We start from the raw sequence: 16,423 nt of genomic DNA on the forward strand, positions 1-16,423 counted from the left end.
GCGCGGCCCGGTCACCGCGGACCTCGCGGCCGACGGACCGCACCTGCTGGTCGAGGGCCCGGCGGGCAGCGGGCGCACCGAGCTGCTGCGGGCGCTGGTCGCCTCGCTGGCGGCGGCCGAGCGCCCGGACCGGCTGAGCGTCGTCCTGGTCGACGGCAGGGACGGCACGGGCGCGTCCGGCGGTCCCGGCGACGGCCTGCGGGTGTGCACGGACGTCCCGCACGTGACGACCCACCTCACCGCCAACGACCCGGTGCGGATGCGGGAGTTCGCGCAGTCGCTGAGCGCGGAGCTGAAACGCAGGGCGGAGCTGGTGGGGCGCGGCGACTTCGGGTCCCGGCACACGGGCCGCGCGGTGCCGGGCCGGGTGGTCGCCCCGCGCGAGTCCGCGTCGGGCGCCGCCGACCTGGACTCCGCGCCGAGCGCGACGATACGGCTGCGTCCGGCGGCCCACCGGCGGCAGCCCGAGCGGCAGCCGTCGCTGCCGCGTCTGGTCGTCGTCGTGGACGATCTGGACGCGCTGGTCTCCCCCGCCCTCGGCTCGCCCGGCCGTCCGGCCGCGGGGTCGGTGATGCGGGCGCTGGAGGCGGTGGCCAGGGAGGGCGAGCGGCTCGGCGTGCACCTGGTGGCGGCGGCGGGTCCCGGCGGCCGCACGGCGGAGACGGAGCCGTACCGGCTGGCGTCGCTGCGCGTCACGCTGGACGCGCCCGGCACCGGTGCGGACGCGCCCGCCCCCGGCCGGGGCCTGCTGACTCTGCCGGACGGCAGGTCGACGCCGTTCCAGGGCGGCCGGGTGACGGGCCGCATCCCGCGCACCGCGACGCTGCGCCCCACCGTGGTCGCGCTGGACTGGCCCCGGATGGGCGACCCGCCGACCCGGCGCCCGGTGCGTGAGCTGGGCAACGGGCCGACGGACCTGGCGCTGCTGGCGAGCGCGCTGGAGCGGGCGGCGAAGGAGGTGGCGGCGACCGAGGTCCCGTCCCTGCTGTAGCGCCCGTGGCGCCGCGGGGCGCTCGGCGGCGGCCCGTGGTCCGTCCCGGGCGTCGCACGCCTCACTTCCGCGCACCCTGAGTCACGACGTGGTCACGATCGCGCACTTGACGGCGGCCACGCCCTTGCCGCTCCCCCCGTCCCCGTGGACCATGCGCACGGGACAGCGCTCGAACGTTCGTCGAAGCTCGAAGAACGGGGCAGACATGCGCAGTACGGGCAGCAGGAACCGGACACACAGGGCGGTCGCGACGACCGCCGTCCTTCTGGCGGGAGCCGTCGTCCTCACGGCGTGCGGCGGCGGGAACGACGGCAACAGCGGTGACAGGGGCGGGAGTTCGGCGCCGTCAGGGGGCGGGGTACGGCTCCCGGACCTGAAGGGGCAGACCCTGGAGGTCGCGGCGGTCTGGACCGGACCCGAGCAGGAGAACTTCACCAAGGTCCTGGACGCGTTCACCGAACGCACCGGCGCCAAGGTCGACTTCGTGCCGACCGGCAACAACACCTCCACCTTCCTCGGGACCAGGATCGAGGGCGGCAAGCCGCCGGACGTCGCGTTCCTGCCGCAGGTCGGTGTGTTGCACCAGTTCGCGCAGAAGGGCTGGCTGAAGCCGCTCGGGGCGGCCGCGCGGGCCCAGTCGGAGAAGAACTTCGCCAAGGGCTGGCAGGAGCTGGGCGCCTGGAAGGGCACCCGGTACGGGATCTACGCGAAGGCCGCGAACAAGTCGCTGATCTGGTACAACACCAAGGCGTTCGAGGCGGCGGGGATCAGCGGCACCCCGGCCACCTGGAAGGACTTCCTGAGCACGGCGCAGACCCTGTCGGACTCCGGCTCCCCGGCCGTCTCGGTCGGCGGCGCGGACGGCTGGACGCTCACCGACTGGTTCGAGAACGTCTACCTGTCGCAGGCGGGGCCCGAGAAGTACGACCGGCTGGCCGCGCACGAGATCAAGTGGACGGACCCCTCGGTCACCGACGCGCTGACCACGCTGGCGCAGCTGTGGGGCAAGGACGACCTGCTGGCGGGCGGCCGCAAGGGCGCGCTGAACACGGAGTTCCCGAAGTCGGTGACCCAGGTGTTCTCCGGCGGCGCCCCGGCCGCGATGGTCTACGAGGGCGACTTCGTGACGGCGAACATCAACGCCGACACCAAGGCCGAACTGGGCACGGACGCCAAGGTGTTCCCGTTCCCCGCGGTCGGCGCGAAGGCACCGGTGGTCAGCGGCGGTGACGTCGCCGTGGCGCTGAAGGGCGGGCAGGGCGCGCAGGCGCTGCTGACGTTCCTCGCCTCGGCGGACGCGGCCCGGATCTGGGCGGCGCAGGGCGGGTTCATCTCGCCGAACAAGGCGCTGGACCCGGCCGCGTACAAGGACGACGTGACCAGGACCATCGCGAAGGCGCTGGTCTCGGCCGGGGACGGGTTCCGCTTCGACATGTCCGACCAGGCGCCCGCGGCGTTCGGCGGCACCCAGGGCATCGGTGAGTGGAAGGACCTCCAGGACTTCCTGCGCGACCCCGGGGACGTCGCGGGCACGCAGAAGAAGCTGGAGGCCGACGCGGCCAAGGCGTACGGCTCCGGCTGATGGCGTCGGTGGCGCACACGGAGGGCGCGGGCGCCGCTCCCGCGCCCGCCCCGCACCGCCGCGCGCGGGTGACCGGCACCCGGCGGCGGTGGGCGGTGGTCTTCCTGCTGCCCGCGCTGGTGCTGCTGGGCGCCCTCGTCGTCTACCCGATCGGGTACTCGCTCTGGCGCAGCCTCTACGACGCCGACGGTTCGGGTTTCGTGGGGCTCGGCAACTACGCCGACGTCTTCAGCGACCGGGCGACGCTGACGGCCGTCCGCAACACCGCGATCTGGGTGGCGGTGGCGCCCGCGCTGGTCACCGCGCTCGGTCTGGTCTTCGCGGTGCTGACCGAACGGGTGCGCTGGGGAACGGCGTTCAAGCTGGTCGTCTTCATGCCGATGGCGATCTCGATGCTGGCCGCGGGGATCATCTTCCGGCTGGTGTACGAGCAGGACCCGGCGCAGGGCGTGGCGAATGCGGTCGCCCGGTCGGTCCATGACACGTTCGTGTCGTCGTCGGTGTACCCGAACGCCCGGCCGAACGCGGCGGTGAGCGATCTGCGGGCGTCGGGCGGCGGCTCGTTCACGACGAAGGGCACCGTGCGGGCGGGCACCCCGGCGCTGCTGCCGCTGGTGGGGATCGCGCCGGGCCGGCTGCCCGGTGCCCCCGAGGAGGCGCGGGCGGCGTCAGGTCCCGGGGTCACCGGCACGGTCTGGCTGGACTTCGTGCCGGGCGGCGGGGGCACCAAGGGGCGGATCGACCCCGGTGAGAGGGCGCTGAAGGGCGTCACGGTGGAGGCGGTGCGCGACGGCCGCGCGGTGGCCTCGGCGCGGACCGCGGCCGACGGCACCTTCACGCTGCCCGCGTCGGCGGACGGCGCCAGGCTCCGGCTGCCGGGTGCCGACTTCGCGGCGCCCTACGGCGGCATCGACTGGCTCGGTCCCGCGCTGGTGACCCCGGCGATCATCGGCAGCTACGTGTGGATGTGGGCGGGGTTCGCGATGGTGCTGATCGCGGCCGGGCTCGCGGGCGTCGACCGCAACCTCCTGGAGGCCGCCCGGGTCGACGGGGCGAACGAGTGGCAGGTCTTCCGCCGGGTCACCGTGCCGCTGCTCGCGCCGGTCCTGACCGTCGTCCTGGTCACGCTGATGATCAACGTGATGAAGGTGTTCGACCTCGTGTACATCATCGCGCCGCAGCCCAGCCAGGACGACGCGAACGTGCTGGCGCTCCAGTTGTTCCTGTCGTCGTTCGGCGGCGGCGGCAACTACGGGGTGGGCAGCGCGATCGGGGTGGTCCTGCTGGTGCTGGTGGCGCCGGTGATGTACGTCAACATCCGCCGTCTGCGGAGGGAGCGCCGGCCGTGACCGCACTCGACTCGACCGTACGGGCCCCGCGCTCCCTCGCCTCCCGGGTCGCGGGCAGGGCGGCGGGCGGGGCGCTGCGGGTCTTCCTGGTCCTCATCGCCCTGTTCTGGCTGGTGCCGACCTTCGGGCTGCTGGTGTCGTCGCTGCGCGATCCGGCGGACATCGCGGCGTCCGGCTGGTGGAAGGTGTTCACCGCGCCGGGTCAACTCACCGTCAGGAGCTACCAGTCGCTGCTGGAGAAGGACGCGATCACGCACGCCCTGCTCAACACGGTGTGGATCACGGTGCCCGCGACGCTGCTGGTGGTGCTGTTCGGCGCGATGGCCGGATACGCCTTCGCCTGGATGGACTTCCGGGGCCGCGACGGCTGGTTCCTGCTGGTGGTCGCGCTGCTGGTGGTGCCGGTGCAGGTGGCGCTGATCCCGCTCTCCGACCTGTTCGGGAAGATCGGGATCTTCGGTGACGTGATCGGGGTGGTCCTCTTCCACGTCGGCTTCGGACTGCCGTTCGCGATCTTCCTGTTGCGGAACTTTTTCGCGGAGATCCCCCGCGAACTCCTGGAGGCGGCACGGCTCGACGGGGCGGGCGAGGCACGGCTGTTCCTCACCGTCGTGCTGCCGCTGGGCGCCCCGGCGCTCGCCTCGCTGGGCATCTTCCAGTTCCTGTGGGTGTGGAACGACATGCTGGTGGCCCTGGTGTTCTCGGACTCCGGTTCGCAGCCGCTGACGGTCGCGCTCCAGCAGCAGGTACGGCAGTTCGGCAGCAACATCGAGGTCCTGGCGCCGGGCGCGTTCCTGTCGATGGTGGTGCCGCTGGTCGTGTTCTTCGCGTTCCAGCGGCAGTTCGTGTCGGGCGTGATGGCGGGCGCCGTCAAGTAGCGCCCCGAGCGGCGGAATCGGGGGGCGGGACGGCCGGTGCCCGCCCCCCTGCGGAGCCGCGCGCGGTCCCCCGTATGCCGTACCGGCCGTAACCAAGTCACTCCTTTGGCCGTTGCCGGGCCAGGTCCGGTCGATGTCCGGACCTGTCGTCCGCCGACCCATGGATGTGCCTTGCCCAGGTTCAGTGTCATCGTCCCCGCGTACAAAGTGCAGGCGTATCTGCCCGCGTGCCTGGAGTCCGTGCTGTCGCAGTCGTACCAGGACCTGGAGGTCATCGCGGTCGACGACTGCTCACCGGACGGCGTGGGCGCCGTCATCGAGGAGTTCGCGGCCAGGGACCCCCGGGTGCGGGCGCTGCGCCTGCCCGAGAACCAGGGCCTCGGCCGGGCCCGCAACGCGGGCATGGAACTGGCGTGCGGCGACTACCTGCTGTTCCTCGACGGCGACGACACCCTGGCCCCGCACGCGCTGCGCGCCGTCGCCGACCGGCTGAAGGAGACCGACGAGCCCGACGTGCTGGTCTTCGACTACGCGCGGCTGTACTGGACGGGCGAGACGGTCCGCAACAAGGCCGCCGCCCAGCTCGCCGAGGCCGGTCCCGCGCCGTTCCGGCTGACGGACCGGCCGGGGCTGCTGCGGCTGCTGATGGTGGCCTGGAACAAGGCGTACCGGCGGGAGTTCGTGCTGCGCGAGGGGTTCGTCTTCCCGCCCGGCCTCTACGAGGACACCCCGTGGACCTACCCGGTGCTGATGACGGCGGGGTCGGTGGCGACCCTCGACCGGGTGTGCGTGCACTACCGGCAACGGCGCGCGGGCAACATCCTGGGCACCGTCGACCGGGCCCACTTCGACGTCTTCGACCAGTACGACCGGGTCTTCGCGTTCGTCGCCGCCCGGCCCGAACTCGACGGCTGGCGGCCGGTGCTGTTCCAGCGGATGGTCGACCACCTGCTCACCGTGTACACCCGCGGGGACCGGCTGCCGCGCGACGCCCGCGCCGCGTTCCTGCGCAAGGCCCGTACCCACTACCGCCGTTACCGGGTTCCGGGGGCGCCGCTGCCGCTGTACGCGCGGCTGCGGCACACCCTCGTCAGACGCGGGCTGCACCGCACCTTCCGGGTCCTGCGGTGGGCCGCCGCGCTGCGCAGGCGGCTGCGCGGGATCGGCGCCGCCTCGCTGCGCGCGCTGCGCGGTGCGGCGCTGCGGCTGCACTACCGGGTGCAGCGCGCGCTGCCGCTGCGCGCCGACCGCGCCCTGTTCACGGCCGACGGCGGGCACGGCCACGGCTGCCAGCCCGGCGCCCTGGAGGAGGCGGTGCGCACGCACGCCCCGCACGTGCGCACCACCTGGGCGGCCCGTCCCGAGCACCACCACACCCTCCCCCCGGCCACCGCGCGGGTCGTCCCGGGCAGCGCGGCCTACTTCACGGCGCTGGCCCGGTCCGCCTATCTGGTGGGCAACGGCCACTTCGACGCGCGGCTGGTCAAGCGGCGTGGCCAGGTCCTGGTGCAGACCCGGCGCGGCACCCCCCTCACGCACACCGGCCTCGACCTCCAGGAGCGCCCGGCGGCGGCCCGCGGCACGGACTTCGGGGCGCTCCTCGCCGACGTCGACCGCTGGGACTACCTGGTCTCCGGCAACCGGCACTCCACCCTGGTCTGGGAGCGGGTCCACCCGGGCCGCTACACCACCCTGGAGTTCGGCAGCCCCCGCAACGACGTGTTCCAGCGGGCGACTCCGGCGGACGTGGCGCGGCTGCGCGCCTCGCTGGGCGTCCCCGAGGACGCGGTGGCGATCCTGTACGCGCCCGCCCGCCGCGACTACCGGCGCACCCAGTGCTCGCCGCTCGACCTGGAGCGGGTCGCGCTGCGGCTCGGCCCGCGCTTCACGCTGCTGGCCCGCCTGCCGGGACGGGACGGCGGTCCGGCCGACCCCGCCGGGCCCCGGGTGATCGACGTGAGCGGCCACCCGCGGGTGGCGGAGCTGTGCCTGGCGTCGGACGCGCTGGTCACCGACTACGCGTCCCTGATGGTCGACTACGCCGCCCTCGACCGTCCGATCGTGCTGCACACCGCCGACGAGGAGGCGTTCGAGGCGGCCCGCGGCACCTACGTCGACCTGCGGTCCTGCCCGCCGGGCGCGGTCGCCCGCAGCGAGGACGAGCTGATCGACGTCTTCGCCACCGGCGACTGGAACGGCTCGCGCTCCGCCCGGTCGCGGGCCGCGTTCCGGGAGCGGTTCTGCCCGTTCGACGACGGGCGGGCCGCGGAGCGGGTGGTGCGCCGGGTCGTCCTCGGCGAGACGGCGCCCGTGCCGGTGCTGCCGCTCGCCGAGCGCCGCCCGGTGCCGTCGGCCGCGGCGGGCCGTGCCCGCGCCCCGCAGGCCACCGTCCCGGCCCCGACCGGTGCGCTGGCCGTGCCCGACAGTCACTGAACGCCGTTGTCCCCCACGGGAGTCCGCATGTCCTCCAGCCCGTCGCGGCCGACCCCGAGCCGCCCGCCGACCTGGCGTCCGGTCGGCAGACCGGGGCGGGCGGCGACCCGCTGACGGCGTCCGCGCGCCCCCGGCCGCGGTGGGCCCCGGTGACCGGGGTCCGCCGAGAGAAACCGAGAGAAAGAGCAGAATGCCCCGCTTCAGCATCATCGTCCCGTCCCACGGGGTGGCCGGCCGGCTGCCGACGGCGCTGGACTCGGTCCTCGCGCAGTCCTTCGGCGACTTCGAGCTGATCCCGGTCTGCGACGCGCCCGACGCGCCCGCGGCCGGGGTGGTCGCCGGGTACGCCGCGCGGGACTCCCGGGTGGCCCCGGTGCACTCGCCCCCGGCCGCAGGTCTCGCCGGGGCGCGCAACACCGGGATGCGGGCGGCGACCGGCAGCCATCTGCTGTTCCTCGACGGCGACGACACCCTGGTGCCGGGCGCGCTCGCGGCCCTGGACGCCCGGCTGCGGGAGTGCGCCGACGGCGGCGAGGTGGACGTCCTGCACTTCGAGCACGAGCGGGCCCCCTGGTGGGAGGGCGAGGCGGGCAACCCGGCCGCGCTGCTGCTGCCGAGGACACCGACCGGAGCCTTCACCCCGGACGAGGTGCCGCGGCTGACCGGCGTGCAGCTCCCGGCGTGGAGCGCCGCCTACCGCCGCGCCTTCCTCACCGAACACCGACTCGCCTTCGCCGAGGGCCACTTCACCGACGTCTCGTTCGGCGGCCGGGTCATGCTGGCGGCCGGGCGGGCGGCGGTGCTGCGCGCGGTCGTGGTGCGCCACCTGGTGCGCAGGCAGGGCGGTCGGCTCGGCCTGCCGGACGCCCCGCACTTCGAACTCCTCGACCAGATCGACCTGTTGCTGACCGCGGCGGCCGAACAGGCGCTGCCCGCGGCCCGGTCGGGTCCGCTCTTCGAGCAGGTCTTCGCGCTGGTGCTGAAGACGGCCGCCCACCCGCGGCGGCTCGGCCCCCGGCGGCGGGCCTTCTTCCGCCGGGCGAGCGCGCTGTACCGGGCGCACCGCCCGGCCGGGCACCGCGTCCCGGGCGGCAGCCTCGGCGTCCAGCACCGGCTGCTGGCCAGTGGCTCCTACGCGGGCTTCCGGGCGCTGCGCGGCGCCAACCGGGCGGTGTCCGGGACGCTGGAGCGGCTGCCGCGCCCGCGCGGGCTGCGCACCCGGCTGCGGTACGCCCGCGCGCTGCGCCGCCCGCTGGACGAGCATCTCGCCGTGTACTGCGCCTACTGGGGGCGCGGTTACGCGTGCAACCCGGCCGCGATCCACGCCAAGGCCCGCGAACTCGCCCCGCAGCTGCGGTCGGTGTTCCTGGTGGAGCCGGAGGCGGTGGCGTCGGTGCCGTCCGGTGTGGAGGTCGCGGTGATCGGCTCGCACCGCGCCTGGGAGGTGCTGGCCCGCGCCAAGTACCTGGTGAACAACGCCAACTTCGCGGAGGGCGTCGTCAAGAGGCCGGGCAGCGTGCACGTCCAGACCCAGCACGGGACGCCGCTGAAGCGGATGGGCGTCGACCAGTCGACGTACCCGGTGGTGGCCGCCGCCACCGGCAGCTTCACCAAGCTGCTGGGCCGGGTGGACCGCTGGGACTACAACCTCTCCGCCAACCGGCACTCCACCGAGACCTGGGACCGCGCCTTCCCCGGCTCCTACGAGCACCTGGAGTACGGCTACCCGCGCAACGACGTCTTCTACACGGCGACCGCCGACGACGTGGCCCGCGTCCGGCGCGAACTCGGCGTGCCGGAGGGGAAGACGGCGGTGCTGTACGCGCCGACCCACCGCGACCACCACACCGGCTTCGAGCCCGGCCTCGACCTGGAGGCGTTCTGCCGGGCCGCGGGCGACGACGTGGTCGTGCTGCTGCGCGCCCACTACTTCTACGACCGGGGCGGGGCGCGCGGCGACGGCCGGGTCATCGACGTCACCGCGCACCGCTCCTCCGAGGACGTGTGCCTGGCCGCCGACGCGCTGGTCACCGACTACTCGTCGATCATGTTCGACTACGCCAACCTGGACCGCCCGATCGTCGTGTACGCCGACGACTGGGAGGTCTACCAGGAGACCCGGGGCGTCTACTTCGACCTGACGGCGGCGGCACCCGGGCCGGTCACCCGCACCCCCGAGGAGCTGGCGCGGGTCTTTCGCGACGGCTCCTGGGCGGGCCCGCGGGCGACGGCGGCGCGGGCCGCGTTCCGGGAGCGGTTCTGCCAGTTCGACGACGGGCGGGCCGCCGAGCGGGTCGTGCGCCGGGTCTTCCTCGGCGAGCCGCCCGAGGCGTTGCCGCCGATCACCCCGCTCGCCGCACGCGTCCCGGCCCCCGCCGCCACCCTCGTAAGGAGCTGACCCCGCAGTGCCCCGCTTCAGCATCATCCTGCCCGTCTTCAAGGTGCAGGGCTTTCTGCGCGAGTGCCTCGACTCGGTCCTGCGGCAGTCGTACCGGGACATCGAGGTCATCGCCGTCGACGACTGCTCCCCCGACGGCTGCGGCGCGATCCTCGACGAGTACGCCGCCCTCGACTCCCGGCTGCGGGTGCTGCACCTGCCGGAGAACGTCGGCCTCGGCCGCGCCCGCAACGCCGGGATGCCGCACGCCACCGGCGACTTCCTGTTCTTCCTGGACAGCGACGACACCCTCACCCCCGGCGCGCTGCGCGCGATGGCCGACCGGCTCGACGAGACCGGCGACCCGGACGTGCTGGTCTTCGACTACGCGCGCACCTACTGGTGGGGCGGCACCCGCCGCAACGTCCTCGCGCAGGTGCTCGCGGACGCCGCCGGCTCGACCTTCACGGTCGCCGAACGCCCGGAGATCCTCGACCTGTTGATGGTGGTGTGGAACAAGGTGTACCGGCGGGAGTTCGTCGCCGCGCACGGCTTCGCCTTCCCGCCCGGGTACTACGAGGACACCCCGTGGACGTTCCCGGTGCTGCTCAGCGCGGAGCGGATCGCGACCCTCGACCGGATCTGCCTCGACTACCGCCAGCGCCGCCAGGGCAACATCCTCTCCACCACCAGCCGCAAGCACTTCGACATCCACGACCAGTACACCCGGGTCTTCGACTTCGTCGACTCCCGCCCCGAGCTGGCGAGTTGGCTGCCGTACCTGCACGCCAAGATGGGCGAGCACTGTCTGGACATCCTCTCCAAGCCGGACCGGCTGCCGCCCGCCGACAAGGCCGAGTTCTTCCGCCGCACCGCCGAGATGTTCCGCGCGCGCCGTCCCGCGGGGGCCGTCGTCCCGCCCGCGCTGCGGGTCCTGGAGGGCGGGTACCCGCGGTACGCGGCCCGGCGGCAGGTGGCGCGCGGGGTGCGGGAGCTGGGGCGCAGGTCCCAGCGGCCGCGCCGGGCGGCGTCCGTCCGGCTGGCCCGCGCCGCCTCCGCGGTCGCCGGCCGCCGCTCACCCGACCCGCGCCTGGTGGTGTACTCGGCGTTCTCGCACCGGGGCGTGCTGGGCGACCCGGGCGCGATCTACCACAAGGCGCTTGAGATCGCGCCGGGTTGGCGGGGGGTGTGGGTGGTGCGCGACGAGGAGACGGCCGCGCTGCTGGCGCCGGACGTCGAACGCGTCGTCCTGGACACCCCGGAGTACCGCAGGGTCACCGCGCGGGCCGGGTTCTTCGTCAACAACGTCAACTGGCCCGGCACGCTGGTCAAGCGGCCCGGCACCGTGCACATCCACACCCATCAGGGCACCCCGCTCAAGTACATGGGGGCGGACCTGCTGGCGAAGCCGGGCGCCCGGCTCGGGGTGGACGTGCCGCAGATGCTGCGCCGCGCCGACCGCTGGGACCACAGTTTGGTCGCCAACCTCCACTCCGAGCTGGTCTGGGAGCGGGCCTACCCCTGCCACTTCCGGTCGGCCCGCACCGGCAGCCCGCGCAACGACGTCCTGGTCGAGGCGCCCGCGGCGCGGATCGCGGCGGCCCGCGCCCGGCTGGGCGTCCCGGAGGGGCACACCGCGGTGCTGTACGCGCCGACCCGCCGGGAGTACCGCAGGGGCGGTCACGTGGAGCGGCTCGACCTGGCCCGGTTCGCCGCCGACCTGGGCCCCGGGCACACCCTGGTGGTGCGGCTGCACCCGTCGCTGGCGACCGGGCCCGCGCGCGGTCTCGGGCTGTCCGAGCTGCACCGGCGGGGCGTGCTGGTGGACGCCACCGACGAGCCGCACGTCGAGGACGTGCTGCTCGCCTCCGACCTGCTGGTCACCGACTACTCGGCCCTGATGTTCGACTACGCCCTGCTCGACCGGCCGATCGTGCTGCACGCCGACGACCTGGACGCGTACGGCGCGAGCCGCGGCCTCTACTTCGACGTCACCGCCGAGCCGCCCGGACACGTCTCGCGCTCCGCCGCGGAGCTGGCGTGGCTGATGACGTCGGGGAGCTGGCGGGACGAGGAGTCGGCGCGGCTGCGGGCGCGGTTCCGCGAGCGGTTCTGCGGCTTCGACGACGGGCAGGCCGCCGAGCGGGTGGTGCGGACGCTGCTGCTGGGCGAGGCGGCGCGGGCGCCGGTGTCGCGGGTGCCGTCCCCGCAGCCCGCCCACGACGATCTGCTCGCCTCCTCGTGAGGCCGCGCACCTGGGTCCTGGTCCTGGCCGCCGTCTTCGCCGTGCTCCAGCTCGCGAACGTCACCGGCCGGGACACTCCCGACACCAAGAACTACCTGTCGTACGCGCTGCGGCTGAGCGGTGACGACGTGCGGACGGCGACCGCGGCCACCGTCGACTACGTGTGCGCGGGCGCGGGGACGATCGCGCACCGCAACCAGCTGGTGGACGTGGTGCGCTTCCACGCGCCCGACCCGGCGCCCCGGGTGAGCGCCGAGTGCCGCACCGAGCAGTGGCGGAGCGTGGAGCGGCGGCTGGCGGCCGGGGACACCGGCGGGTACACGGTGCCGTTCTCGTCGTACCGGTTCCAGCGGATCTTCGAGGTGCGGCCCGGGTACCCGGTGTTCCTGGTGCCGTTCCTCGCGGTGTTCGGGGTGACCTGGGGGCTGTGGGCCGCGGGTGTGGTCGTCACGGTCGCGGGCGGTGTCCTCGCGTTCCTGATCCTGCGCGCGTTGAGCGTGCCGGTGCCGCTGGCGCTGACCGGGCAGGCGCTGTTCTGCCTGCTGCCGTGCGGGACGACGGCGATGCGCCCGATGAGCGAGGGGCTGCTGCTGACGCTGACCCTGGCCGCGCTGTGGGGCTGCGCGCTGGTCCTGCGGGGCACCCGGCCGCGGGCGGGCCTGGCGCTGGTCGGCGGCGCGCTGCTGGCGCTGTTCGCGGTGAAGCACTCGCAGTCGCTGTTCCTCGGCGGCTGCCTGGCCGTGGCGGGCACGGCGATCGCCCTGCGGCGACGGCGGCGCGGCCGGTGGCCTGGGCGGGGGGTGGTGGCGGTGACCGGGATCGGGTTCGGCGCGGCCTGCGGCACGCTGCTGCTGGCGCGGCTGCTGCACTACCCGTCCGAGTCGGAGAGCCTCCAGGACCTGCTCACCGGGCACTTCGGCCGTCCGGACCGCGCCCACCCGTGGCAGGAGTTCTTCCACCTCCAGCTGAACTTCTGGGTGGAGTGGCTGCGCCGTCAGGCGTGGGAGCCGGTCTTCGCGGCGACGCTGGCGGCGGGCGCGTGGGGTGCCGCGCGGCGGCCCGCGTTCGGGGTGTTCCTGCTGGCGGGGGCGTTCACCGGGGTGCTCACCCAGGCCGCGCACCCGGACATCGGGATCTGGGGCGACCGGCTGATCGTCCTGGCGTGGCTGCTGCCGGTGATCGGGGTGCCGCTGCTCCTCGAACCGCTGGTGCGGACCCGGGTGAAGGTGCCGGGGCAGGGCCAGGGGGAGCGGGCGGCTCACTCGATGAGGTGAAAGGCAGCCGGACTGTTCACCCGACAAGGTGATCTAACGCCATGCCGTTGACGGGCTCGGGAACATACGACAAATGCTCCGAGCACCCCTTTCGACCCCGTGAGCGCCGGTCTCACCGTCCGTCGCCCGACGCGTGGCGCGACGGCGCTGCGCGGCGGCCGGATCTGGCGTCCGACGCCGTTCCAGGTCTTCGGCTTCCTGTTCTGGCTGGTGATGTCGCTGGCGTACTGGCGGGTGCCGCTGTGCTGCGACGCCGGTCAGCACGCGGCCGTCGTCGAACGCCTCAAGGAGTCCCTCCTCCACCCGCGCCACCCGATGGCCGACCTGCCGGGCGCGGGCAGCCCCTACTACTCGCCGTACGCGGTGGCCGAGGGCGTCTTCGCCCGGCTGACCGGGCTGGCGGGCTGGGAGGTGCTGCGCCTGGCGGGCCCGCTGAACCTGGTGGTCCTGCTGACCGGCATCGGCCGCCTGGTGCGGGCGCTGACGGACCGGGCGTGGGCGCCGGTCCTGGCACTGGCCGCGATGACCCTGCTGTGGGGCACGGAGCGGGCCTGGTGGAGCGGCTACCTCGGCCTGATGTCGATGGCGGGCAACCTCGGCTACCCGTCCACCTTCGCGATCGGCCTGACCTTCTGGGCGTGGGCGCTGACCGGCGCGCGCGCCCGCAACACCGGCCGGGTCCGCTACGTCGGCCCCAGCGGACTGCCGAACCTGGCCGGGTACGCGGGCCTCGGTGCGCTGTACGGGCTGATCCTGCTGATCCACCCGATCACCTCGGTGGCGGCGGTGCTGGGCGCGGTGGCCTTCGTCGCGGGGTGGCAGCGCGGCTGGAGCCCGGAGGTGCTGGGGCGCTGGGCGCTGACCGGCGCGGTGGCGCTGCTGGTGGCGGGCGCCTGGCCGTACTTCGACGTGTTCGCGCTGGCGGGCGACCCCAGCGTGGACGCCATGCACCGGCGGCTCTACGACGGGCTCGGCGGCCACTTCTGGCTGGCGGCGCTCGGCCTCCCTGCGCTCTGGCTGCGGGCCGCGCGCACGGCCCGCGCCACGCCCTCGGCAACGGCTACGGGCGCGGACGGGGTCCGGGGCGGACGGTCGCGGGCGGGCGACGCCGCAACCGGTGACGCCGGGACGGGCCGGGTGCGGGCGGATCAGGTCCGGGCGGGCCGGGTCCGGGTCCTGGCGGGGCGGGTCCGGGCCTGGGTGCGCGATCCGCTGGTGCTGCTGTTCCTGCTCGACTGCCTGGTCGTCGCCTACGGCTGGGCCAGCGGGCACTACACCTACGGGCGGATCATGGGCCTCGCCCTGGTCCCGGCCCAGTTCGCGCTGGCCGTGGAGCTGGCGGCGCCGCGTCCGTGGCCGGGCGGGCGGCGGCTGCTGGGGTGGCTCGCGGCGGCCGGGGCGTGCGTCGGGTTCCTGACCGTGCAGGCCGGTGCGGTGGTGCCGCGCTCGCTCGACCCGGTCGGATTCGAGCAGCCGCCGCGCTGGCCGACGTACGGCTGGGCCGCGCGGCACATCGAGCCCGGCGAGACGGTGATCGCCGACGGCTACTACGCCGTCCACTCGCTCGCCGGGTACGGCGCCGACCTCGCCGCGCCGGCCTGGCCGGACGCCTCGCTGGACGAGCGGGAGCGGCAGCGGCGGGCCGCCGACGTCCGCGCCTACCTCGCCCCGGACTCGACCCGCGCCCGCCGGGCCGCCGTCGTGCGCCGCTACCACGTGCGCTGGCTGCTGCTGACGCGCTGGCACAGGGCGCCCGAGGAGGCGGTGGTGGTGGCGTGGAGCAGGCGGACCGGCGAGGTGCTGGCGCGGGTCGGACCGTCCGGGCCCGGGACTACTCGATGACGAGGTCGACCTCGATGTTGCCGCGGGTGGCGTTGGAGTACGGGCAGACCTGGTGGGCGGTCTCGACCAGCTTGCGGCCGGTGGCCTCGTCCACGGTGTCGGGCAGCTCGACGCGCAGGGTGACCTTCAGGCCGAAGCCCTCGCCCTGCTTGCCGATACCGACCTCGGCGGTCACGGCGGCGTCGGTGACGTCCACCTTGGCCTGACGGCCCACCAGGCCGAGGGCGCTGCCGAAGCAGGCCGCGTAACCGGCGGCGAACAGCTGCTCCGGGTTGGTGCCCTGTCCGTTGCCGCCCATCTCCACCGGCGGGGCGAGCTGGAGGTCGATCTTGCCGTCGGAGGAGACGGCGCGGCCGTCACGGCCGTGGGTGGCGGTGGCGACGGCGGTGTAGAGCGCGTCCATGGAGATCCATCCCTCTCGAAGTCGTGTCCGGCGGCTCCTGTCGGCGCCGCCTCACGAGATAAGTAGAGCACACAATTAAATTGCACACAACCAAAGAGCGCGCCGGGGCTATCCTGGCGTCATGACCACGCCCACCGCCGACTGGCTCCGCCTCGACCAGCAGATCTGCTTCTCCCTGAACGCCGCCTCGCGCGCCTTCGGCGGCGTCTACCGGGTGATCCTCAAGGACCTCGGACTCACCTATCCCCAGTACCTGGTGCTGCTGGTGCTGTGGGAGCACGGCGACCTGCCGGTCAAGGACCTCGGCGGCCATCTGCGCCTGGACTCCGGCACCCTCTCCCCGCTGCTCAAACGCCTGGAGGCGGCCGGGCTCGTCCACCGCGAGCGCTCCACCCTGGACGAGCGCTCGGTGCGGGTGCGGCTCACCGAGGACGGCACGGCGCTGCGCGAACGCGCCCTGGAGGTGCCGCGCCGCATCGCCGCCGCGACCGGCTTCGACGTCGACGAGATCCGCGACCTGCGCACCCGCCTCGACGACCTCACGACGGCCCTGGACAAGGCGGCCCGACACCCGGACCGGACACCCCCGCCCCAGCAGGGCTCCGCAGGCGCGTAGGCCGGACCCGCCCCCGATCCCCGCCGTCCGTCGTCCCAGCGAGGTCCAGCAGGGCTCCCGGGTGTCACCGACCGCCGCCGCGTGCGGTGGTGCCCTCCCCCCTGCGCACGTACAGGCGCAGGATCGCCCCACCGGGGGCCGGGCGCGGGAGGGTCCGGCCGGGGTGAACTCCCGCCGCAGCAGCGCCAGTTTGGCCCGCTCGGCGGCGTCGGCCGGGGGCGGCCCCGGCCGCAGGGCGTACCGCTCGGCGACGACCCACAGCCGGTGCGCCCCGGCGAGCCTGCGCCGCAGTTCGACGGCGTCCACCTCGCGCCCGTACAGCGTCCCCGACAGCGCCGCCGGCTCCCGCAGCGCGACGTCCCGCGCCGCCGCGAACCCCGCCGGGTAGGCCAGCGCCGCGCGCCGCCCGATCGCGGGCAGGAACAGCACCGGC

General features: G+C 74.6%; 11 protein-coding genes. 10 read left to right on the forward strand and 1 reads right to left on the reverse strand.

Annotated elements, in window-relative coordinates; translation table 11 throughout:
* The 9 genes from GA0115242_RS15700 to GA0115242_RS15740 all read left to right on the forward strand — a co-directional run.
* Positions 1-991 (forward strand): FtsK/SpoIIIE domain-containing protein (locus GA0115242_RS15700; RefSeq protein ID WP_256089447.1); only part of this gene is annotated, 991 nt, incomplete at its 5' end.
* Between the two features lie 205 nt (positions 992-1,196).
* On the forward strand, positions 1,197-2,573 hold the full coding sequence (locus GA0115242_RS15705) for an ABC transporter substrate-binding protein (RefSeq protein WP_093828818.1): 1,377 nt from the start codon (positions 1,197-1,199) through the stop codon (positions 2,571-2,573).
* Positions 2,573-3,922, forward strand: coding sequence for a carbohydrate ABC transporter permease (locus GA0115242_RS15710; RefSeq protein WP_093828820.1), 1,350 nt, complete (start codon positions 2,573-2,575; stop codon positions 3,920-3,922). Before GA0115242_RS15705 ends, GA0115242_RS15710 begins: the two co-directional genes overlap by 1 nt.
* A complete protein-coding gene (locus GA0115242_RS15715) occupies positions 3,919-4,800 on the forward strand; it encodes a carbohydrate ABC transporter permease (RefSeq protein ID WP_093828822.1) in 882 nt (293 codons plus the stop codon). The genes GA0115242_RS15710 and GA0115242_RS15715 overlap by 4 nt, the downstream gene beginning before the upstream one ends.
* A 171-nt stretch (positions 4,801-4,971) precedes the next feature.
* Positions 4,972-7,233 carry a bifunctional glycosyltransferase/CDP-glycerol:glycerophosphate glycerophosphotransferase gene (locus GA0115242_RS15720; protein WP_093828824.1) on the forward strand — a complete coding sequence of 754 codons (2,262 nt, stop codon included), beginning with the start codon at positions 4,972-4,974 and terminating at the stop codon, positions 7,231-7,233.
* Between the two features lie 190 nt (positions 7,234-7,423).
* A complete protein-coding gene (locus tag GA0115242_RS15725) occupies positions 7,424-9,631 on the forward strand; it encodes a CDP-glycerol:glycerophosphate glycerophosphotransferase (RefSeq protein ID WP_093828826.1) in 2,208 nt (735 codons plus the stop codon).
* A 7-nt stretch (positions 9,632-9,638) separates the two neighbouring features.
* Positions 9,639-11,855, forward strand: coding sequence for a bifunctional glycosyltransferase/CDP-glycerol:glycerophosphate glycerophosphotransferase (locus GA0115242_RS15730; protein ID WP_093828828.1), 2,217 nt, complete (start codon positions 9,639-9,641; stop codon positions 11,853-11,855).
* Positions 11,852-13,129, forward strand: a complete 1,278-nt coding sequence (locus GA0115242_RS15735; protein ID WP_093828830.1) for a hypothetical protein — start codon at positions 11,852-11,854, stop codon at positions 13,127-13,129. Before GA0115242_RS15730 ends, GA0115242_RS15735 begins: the two co-directional genes overlap by 4 nt.
* 99 nt (positions 13,130-13,228) lie before the next feature.
* Positions 13,229-14,971 (forward strand): hypothetical protein, encoded by a 1,743-nt coding sequence (locus GA0115242_RS15740; protein WP_093828832.1) that lies wholly within the window; start codon positions 13,229-13,231, stop codon positions 14,969-14,971.
* Here GA0115242_RS15740 and GA0115242_RS15745 read toward each other — a convergent pair.
* On the reverse strand, positions 14,961-15,374 hold the full coding sequence (locus GA0115242_RS15745) for an organic hydroperoxide resistance protein (RefSeq protein WP_093828834.1): 414 nt from the start codon (positions 15,372-15,374) through the stop codon (positions 14,961-14,963). The two genes, GA0115242_RS15740 and GA0115242_RS15745, sit on opposite strands and share 11 nt — an antisense overlap.
* A gap of 121 nt (positions 15,375-15,495) precedes the next feature.
* On the opposite strand from GA0115242_RS15745, the gene GA0115242_RS15750 reads away from it, so the two are divergent.
* Complete coding sequence (locus GA0115242_RS15750) at positions 15,496-15,990, forward strand: MarR family winged helix-turn-helix transcriptional regulator (protein ID WP_093828836.1); 495 nt, start codon at positions 15,496-15,498, stop codon at positions 15,988-15,990.
* The last annotated feature ends 433 nt before the right edge of the window (positions 15,991-16,423 follow it).

Source organism: Streptomyces sp. SolWspMP-5a-2, from assembly GCF_900091845.1.
Lineage (GTDB): Bacteria > Actinomycetota > Actinomycetes > Streptomycetales > Streptomycetaceae > Streptomyces > Streptomyces doudnae.

Bases quoted from the DNA above. Each gene is read 5' to 3' on its own strand.
- GA0115242_RS15705 (WP_093828818.1), top strand. From the start codon at position 1,197: ATGCGCAGTACGGGCAGCAGGAACCGGACACACAGGGCGGTCGCGACG.
- GA0115242_RS15710 (WP_093828820.1), top strand. From the start codon at position 2,573: ATGGCGTCGGTGGCGCACACGGAGGGCGCGGGCGCCGCTCCCGCGCCC.
- GA0115242_RS15725 (WP_093828826.1), top strand. From the start codon at position 7,424: ATGCCCCGCTTCAGCATCATCGTCCCGTCCCACGGGGTGGCCGGCCGG.
- GA0115242_RS15745 (WP_093828834.1), bottom strand. From the start codon at position 15,374: ATGGACGCGCTCTACACCGCCGTCGCCACCGCCACCCACGGCCGTGAC.
- GA0115242_RS15750 (WP_093828836.1), top strand. From the start codon at position 15,496: ATGACCACGCCCACCGCCGACTGGCTCCGCCTCGACCAGCAGATCTGC.